Source organism: Pedobacter sp. 01N416 (genome assembly GCF_056399685.1).
In genome coordinates this window covers 1-6,205 of the sequence record NZ_JBFTRT010000408.1, presented here as the reverse complement: position 1 = coordinate 6,205, position 6,205 = coordinate 1, and the positions used below count along the sequence as shown (strand labels likewise).

The window sequence follows — 6,205 nt, the reverse complement described above, 5'->3', positions numbered from 1 at the left end:
GTACAGAATAACATCCATTTTCCTGACGGGAAACCGGTAAATGCAGCACTGATGAAGATTGGTACACTAAAAGGCAACACCCCTAAAACCGCAGATTCAAAAAATGGAGCAGAATAAAGGAACTGTCAAAGTGAGCCGGACTCAGGAACGGATCTTCATATTAGCCACCGCAACCGTTCTCGCACTCTTCTTCTACCAATTATACGCGATTATTCAGCCTAGATTTGAAGAAGTTGGGCCACGCTTAAAAGCCGGCACCATGGTTAACCTGAATGCGGAAAAACCTGCCGAACATATCCGTAACCTACTTAAAAAAGGTTACTATTTTGAAGACCAGCGGGACATTGATCTGATAGAAAAAACCATTGCATCTGCAACGCCAAATGCCGAGCAACTCGACAACATTGGCGAAGTGAACAAACGCAGGTACTTTTTACCTGCAGATGAGGCCTATAAAAAAGGGGGGGAATCATTTAAAGCAAGGGTGTTGGCATCCCGGGCATTGCTTGGTTATACCGGTGATGATTCGCTTAAATTCGACCAGGAGCAAAGTAACCCCCGCCCATACCCCTCCCAGGTAAATCTCGGCATGGGCGAGTATGATATCAGTGGGAAAATCGTAGAGAATAAAAAAGCTGCGCCTGGTGTTTTAGTCCGGTTGGAAATGATTTTGCCACAGGACAGTATTTACAACGACGAGCCGACAGAAACCATCAAAAATATAACTGAAAAGGCTAATGGCATTACAAAGGTTTATACTTTGGATATTGCCGGTAAACGGAAATTACTCCAGCTCACCGCCTATGCCCGTACCGGTACTGCAGGGGAATTTACTTTTGCCAAGCTGCCCGGCAACCAGGCATTCAAAATATTGCCTTTAAAACCAGGTTTTCAGTTTGGCGCCTCCAAGGGCGTACAAAACCTTGATGAAAATACTGCCTTCGCATTTGAACAGCGTCCACATACGATAAAGCTTTTCTCTACCAGGGACTTCAATATCCTCAAAAAGGAAAAATCACTGATCATCAGAACACCCGACGAATTCAACAAGTGGTTTATGATCATCTGCGGAAGCCTGATCGGTGGATTTTTACTTGTCCACTTGATCCTGTCATGGAAATTCAGCACTGCCGATCAGGTGATATTGCCCGTAGTGATGATGCTTACTGGCATATCATTCCTGATGCTGCTGAGTTTGCAGGATCCGCTGCGCGACCGTTTTTTAGCTAAAGATTCCCTTTTATATCTGCTCATGGGTTTCGGGGGCATTTTATTGATACTGTGTATTAAACTGCGCCGTTTCAATACCGATACCTGGCTTTACCGCCTGCTTTTATTTAAGAACATCCGATCGGCCGCAAACGGCTGGCCCTGGGCCCTGGCCGCCATTGGATTGCTGGCACTCACTATCTTATTCGGAACCGGGCCAGAAGGAAGTGGTGTAAAGGTAAACCTGTTCGGATTTCAGCCCAGTGAAGTAGTAAAGTATCTGATCATTTTTTTTCTTGCAGGATTTTTTGCCGTAAACGAGAAACTGATCAGTGAATATATGAGCTGGAAAAAAAGATGGTCATTTTTCTCCTTTGCCCTATTGGCGATACTGTTAACCCTCATGTTATTTCTGATATTGGGAGACCTTGGTCCGGCGATGGTGGTTTGTTTCACCTTTATTATACTGTTTTCATTCTCGCGGGGCGATTTTATGTTCATGGCAGGCGCTATCGTGTTATACGTATTGGCCTCATGGATTTTTGAAAACGTATGGATATCCACTGCGATTACCTTGCTTTTGGTCGGTACGCTGATGTTTTTCGGGCGCAGGCAGCTCAGTGAGTCCGCCATCATGGTGCTGGTGATCATGTCGGCCTTTTTAACGATTGATCAGATTCCATATCTGGACCGCGTATTTCCTGGTCCGGTACAACGCCTGGGGGATCGCAAAGCCATCTGGCAGGATGCCTGGAACAATGAAGTGTATGGCGGCGACCAGGTGGCCAATGGCCTGTGGGCCATGTCTACAGGTGGCGCGACAGGGCAGGGCGTGGGGCAGGGCTTTGCCAAAACCATTCCTGAAGCACATACCGATATGATCTTACCTTCGATAGGTGAAGAATTTGGATTAACGGGCATATTGTGCATCTTCCTGCTGTTCCTGTTGTACCTTCATCGATCCATTATTATCGGGAGGAGGACCGGATCACCATTTCTCTTTTATTTAAGTGCAGGGGTCGGCGTATCCACCTTTGTACAGTTCCTGCTCATAGCAGGTGGTTCTACCGGAGCGCTACCGCTATCTGGGGTATCCCTGCCCTTTCAAAGTTATGGGGGATCATCACTCGTACTCAATTTTTTAGCCGCCGGATTTTTGATGTCAGTATCTGCTGTCCGTGGCAGTGAAGTACAGATGCAGTACATCGCCAARGCGCAGGACAAAAACCTGGTGCCGGCCCTAATTGCCGCCTGTTTGGGCATCCTGCTATTGGGCGTTAATGTAGCGGGCTATGTACTTAACAACCGGAAATGGGTAGTACAGCCAGCCTTGGTAGCCGACCGTAGCGGCGCGAGAATGTTCAGTTACAATCCCCGGATCGCAATATTGATGAGCCGTTTAAAAGCCGGAACCATACACGACCGCAAGGGAATTTTAATGGCAACCAGCAACGTCGACAGTGTGAAGGCGCAACATTTTAAGCTCATCGGTGCGGGTATCCCGAATTACAATCTCGATTCTGCGGTACATCAACGTTTAGACCGGTATTATCCTTTCGAAGAACAATTGTTTTTTTGGACAGGTGATGCAAATTCAGGCATATTTAATGGAAGTGTTAATGGCTATTTTGCCGATTATGAGCACGCGGCCGAACTCCGCGGCTTTAAACTGCCTCTAAAGAGCTTTACAGTTCTTGCAAATAGATACAGTGAAAACCGTTTCCTGGCACGGGGAGTTAAGGAAATGACGGTCGTGAAAAAAGATTACGCCGCACTTTCTCCGTTACTCCTTGCCGGAATCAGCAGCAAAGAGGTGGAAGATTTTAAAAATAAAAACCGCGATGTACAATTAACCGTGGATGCCGGTCTGCAGACCAAGATTCAAAAGTCCATTGCCCGTGACACTTCATTATCGGATAACCGGGTTTCTGTAGTGATCATGGAAGCAAGTTCTGGTGATGTCCTTACTTCAGCAGTATATCCGCTGCCACCCATACATGATTGGGAACGGCTGACCATGACCAATGCAGAACAGAACCAGCTTTCGGGGTGGACAACGACCGCTGACCTTGGCTTTACCAATTTCACACAGCCAGGCTCAACCGCTAAGCTGATTACCGCCATGGCATCCTTCAATAAACTGGGCATGGCCGCTGCCGAAAAAAAATACCAGGTGGCCTCCTGGGAGCGTATCCGTACAAAAGGTATCGAGCCGGATGAAACGGGATGGATTGATCTGGAACGGGCGGTGGTGAAATCCAACAACGTCTATTTCATCAAACTTGCAAACCAGGAGCAGCTGCAGGAAAACATGGGTGAGCTGTACTTAAAAACAGGCATGTTCCTGCATGGGGCCGGAGGGTATTATTACAATAAGCCCAGCGAAAACGCGGCACAGGAAGAAAAATGGAAACAACTTTGGCGCAAGACCGAATTCAATACCAAACCAAAGTATGATCCCAACAATATCCGAAAGACCAGGGCAAAGGGAATTTCCGGAATGTCTTGGGGGCAGGGTGCACTTATTGCAACCCCAGCGGCAGTGGCAAGAATGGCTGCGGGGATTGCAAATAATGGAAATATGATTGCAAACAGGTTTGTACTTAAAGTAAGCGACCAGCCGCAGGCGATAAAAACTGGTACGAAATTGGTAAACAATCCGGCATACGCCAGGTTAATGCAGGAGTACATGATCAAACAGAGCAGTCCAAAAGTGCAAACGCTTGGGCTGGCCGTTGCCGGTAAAACCGGTACGCCGGAGCGGATCTGGAAGAAACAGCAGATTAATGATGGCTGGTATGTATTTTTTGCGCCGACTGCAACTGGCAATGGTCATATTGTAGTCTGTATCCGCATTGAGGCGACCAAAGGATCATCAGACGCAGTACGATTGGCCGGCAAACATGTGATTCCGTTCTTAAAAGAAGGTGGCTATATTAAAAGCATTGTGCCTTCGGCCAAAACTGATGACAATGCAACTGTACCGGAACTTAATTGAAGAAATGAAACATTTTAACTCAAACCATAAATCCATAGCTTGTGTAGCTTCATCACAATTGCGAACAGAGGGCTAAAGCCTACCTAAAAGCACTTAGCGGCAAGACTTTACAGCCAATCTACGAAATAACTTCCTCGGGAGGGAAATACAATATCGGCAGAGATGAAAAGGCACAGTCTGATGAAGGTTTTTTCCGCACCAACCACATTGCATTTCCATCGGAAAGTGATGATGAACGAAATAAGTACATCAGCCGGCAGCATGCGCATATCGAATGGGATACGAGCATAGCCAAATTTGTAATCTTCGCAGATGAAGGTGGAATACCACCCCGCAATAAGGTCAAACTACGTTCAGCGCTTACCGAAAAGACAGTAAAACTCCATGCTACCCAGATCGGGCAGGAATTGGCCGAGGGAGATCAGATTATCTTGGGCGAATCGGTCGTGTTGGAGTTTAGTTTTAAGCCGCAGCATCATGAGTAAAATTTTTACAATTACAGAAGGGCTACAAAATCTCGGCGCATTAAAAACCGGTGGGCAGGGATCTGTTTACAAGGGGATGCGCATGGGGCCGGTTTATTCTGCCATTAAACTTATCCCCACACCAATTTACGTGGAAGATGAAAGCGATAAAAACTACAGGAATTTTCTCAATGAAGTGAATAAACTGCAGCAGGTAAACGCCCATCCAAGCCCGAATGTGGTGAAGATACTCAGTTCGGGGATTACCGATAGTGGATCCTTTCCTTATATAGAAATGGAATACATCGAAGGCCCCGAACTCAGCGAACTGCTATTACCTCCGCACCAAAAAGTTTTCACCGTTAAAGAACTCTTGAAAGTAGCGGAACAACTGGCTGCTGCACTTGCACACTGTCATCAGGTTGGCGTCAAACATGGCGATATTAAAAGCAATAATGTGAAGTACAATATGCAGACTGCCAATTATGTACTATTGGATTTTGGCCTGGCCATTATGAGTGAAGAGCAGCGCAGAACAAGCATTCGCCATGCCGGGGCAGTAGAGTTTATGGCACCCGAACAGCATGAGGGAAAAATGCTGTTACAGACAGACATTTATAGTTACGGTATTATCCTGTATGAACTCCTGGCCGGGCAGGTTCCTTTTCCACTCGAAGGAGGAGGTGATACCGCCCGCAATACGGTCATGATATCACATCTTGAAAAGGAAATCCCGGATGGCATGTCACTGCGTAAAAGCAATCTGGAAAATACGTTTCAGGACGATATTCTGCATGCGGAGATGCAGGTACCCCACTGGTTGATTGAGCTGATCGGGCGATGCCTGCAAAAAAATCCAGATGAACGGTATGCCAATGGAATGGAACTGCAGAAGGCAGTTAATGCGGGAATATTGTCGGTACCACAAGACATCAGGCACAGAGAAAATACTATACCCAACGAAGCCTTACATTATGCCGGTTTATATGTTGATACACAGAAAAAGAACCAAAAGCTTGAAAAAGAGCTGGCAACATTAAAACCCCTTGCTTTCAAGGCTGGAATAAAATACAATAGTTCGACTGGTGAATATCACCAGGAAAATTACATCCATGCGTCAAGAAAGGCTTTTTTAGGCTACGCTGCTGCCTGCACCTTAGTTGTTGCCTTTGTAGTTTACAGCTTAGTTAAGACAGAAAACAATAATATTACGGCCTCGCCGACAACCCCATACCGGTCGCCATTTGAAATCGCAAATCAGCAATACAGGCAAGCGCTGCAAACAGCGAGAGAAGACAGCATCCGGAAAGCAAAAATGCAATGGCCCCAGCAAGTAAAAGCAACCGAAAAAGCCAGGAAACAGAACGGTAAAAAGAAGAAGAAATTTCTGGGTATATTCTGAGAAAGCCAGCTACATCATACCTTCCGAAATTTAAATACTTAATGTGGCCTTTTTATTTTAAGGAAGGATTAACATAAGGTTAAATTTTAATGATCTAAGCCCTGGCATCCTCCTAAATTGCTGATATAGCAT

2 protein-coding genes are annotated in these 6,205 nt (G+C 46.0%); both read left to right on the top strand.

The window, feature by feature from the left end; all coding sequences use genetic code 11:
• Window positions 1-103: 103 nt before the first annotated feature.
• Window positions 104-4,207, top strand: a complete 4,104-nt coding sequence (locus AC1DND_RS20025; RefSeq protein WP_477584314.1) for an FtsW/RodA/SpoVE family cell cycle protein — start codon at window positions 104-106, stop codon at window positions 4,205-4,207.
• Window positions 4,208-4,684: 477 nt separating this feature from the next.
• On the top strand, window positions 4,685-6,073 hold the full coding sequence (locus AC1DND_RS20020) for a serine/threonine protein kinase (RefSeq protein ID WP_477584312.1): 1,389 nt from the start codon (window positions 4,685-4,687) through the stop codon (window positions 6,071-6,073).
• Window positions 6,074-6,205 lie beyond the last annotated feature (132 nt).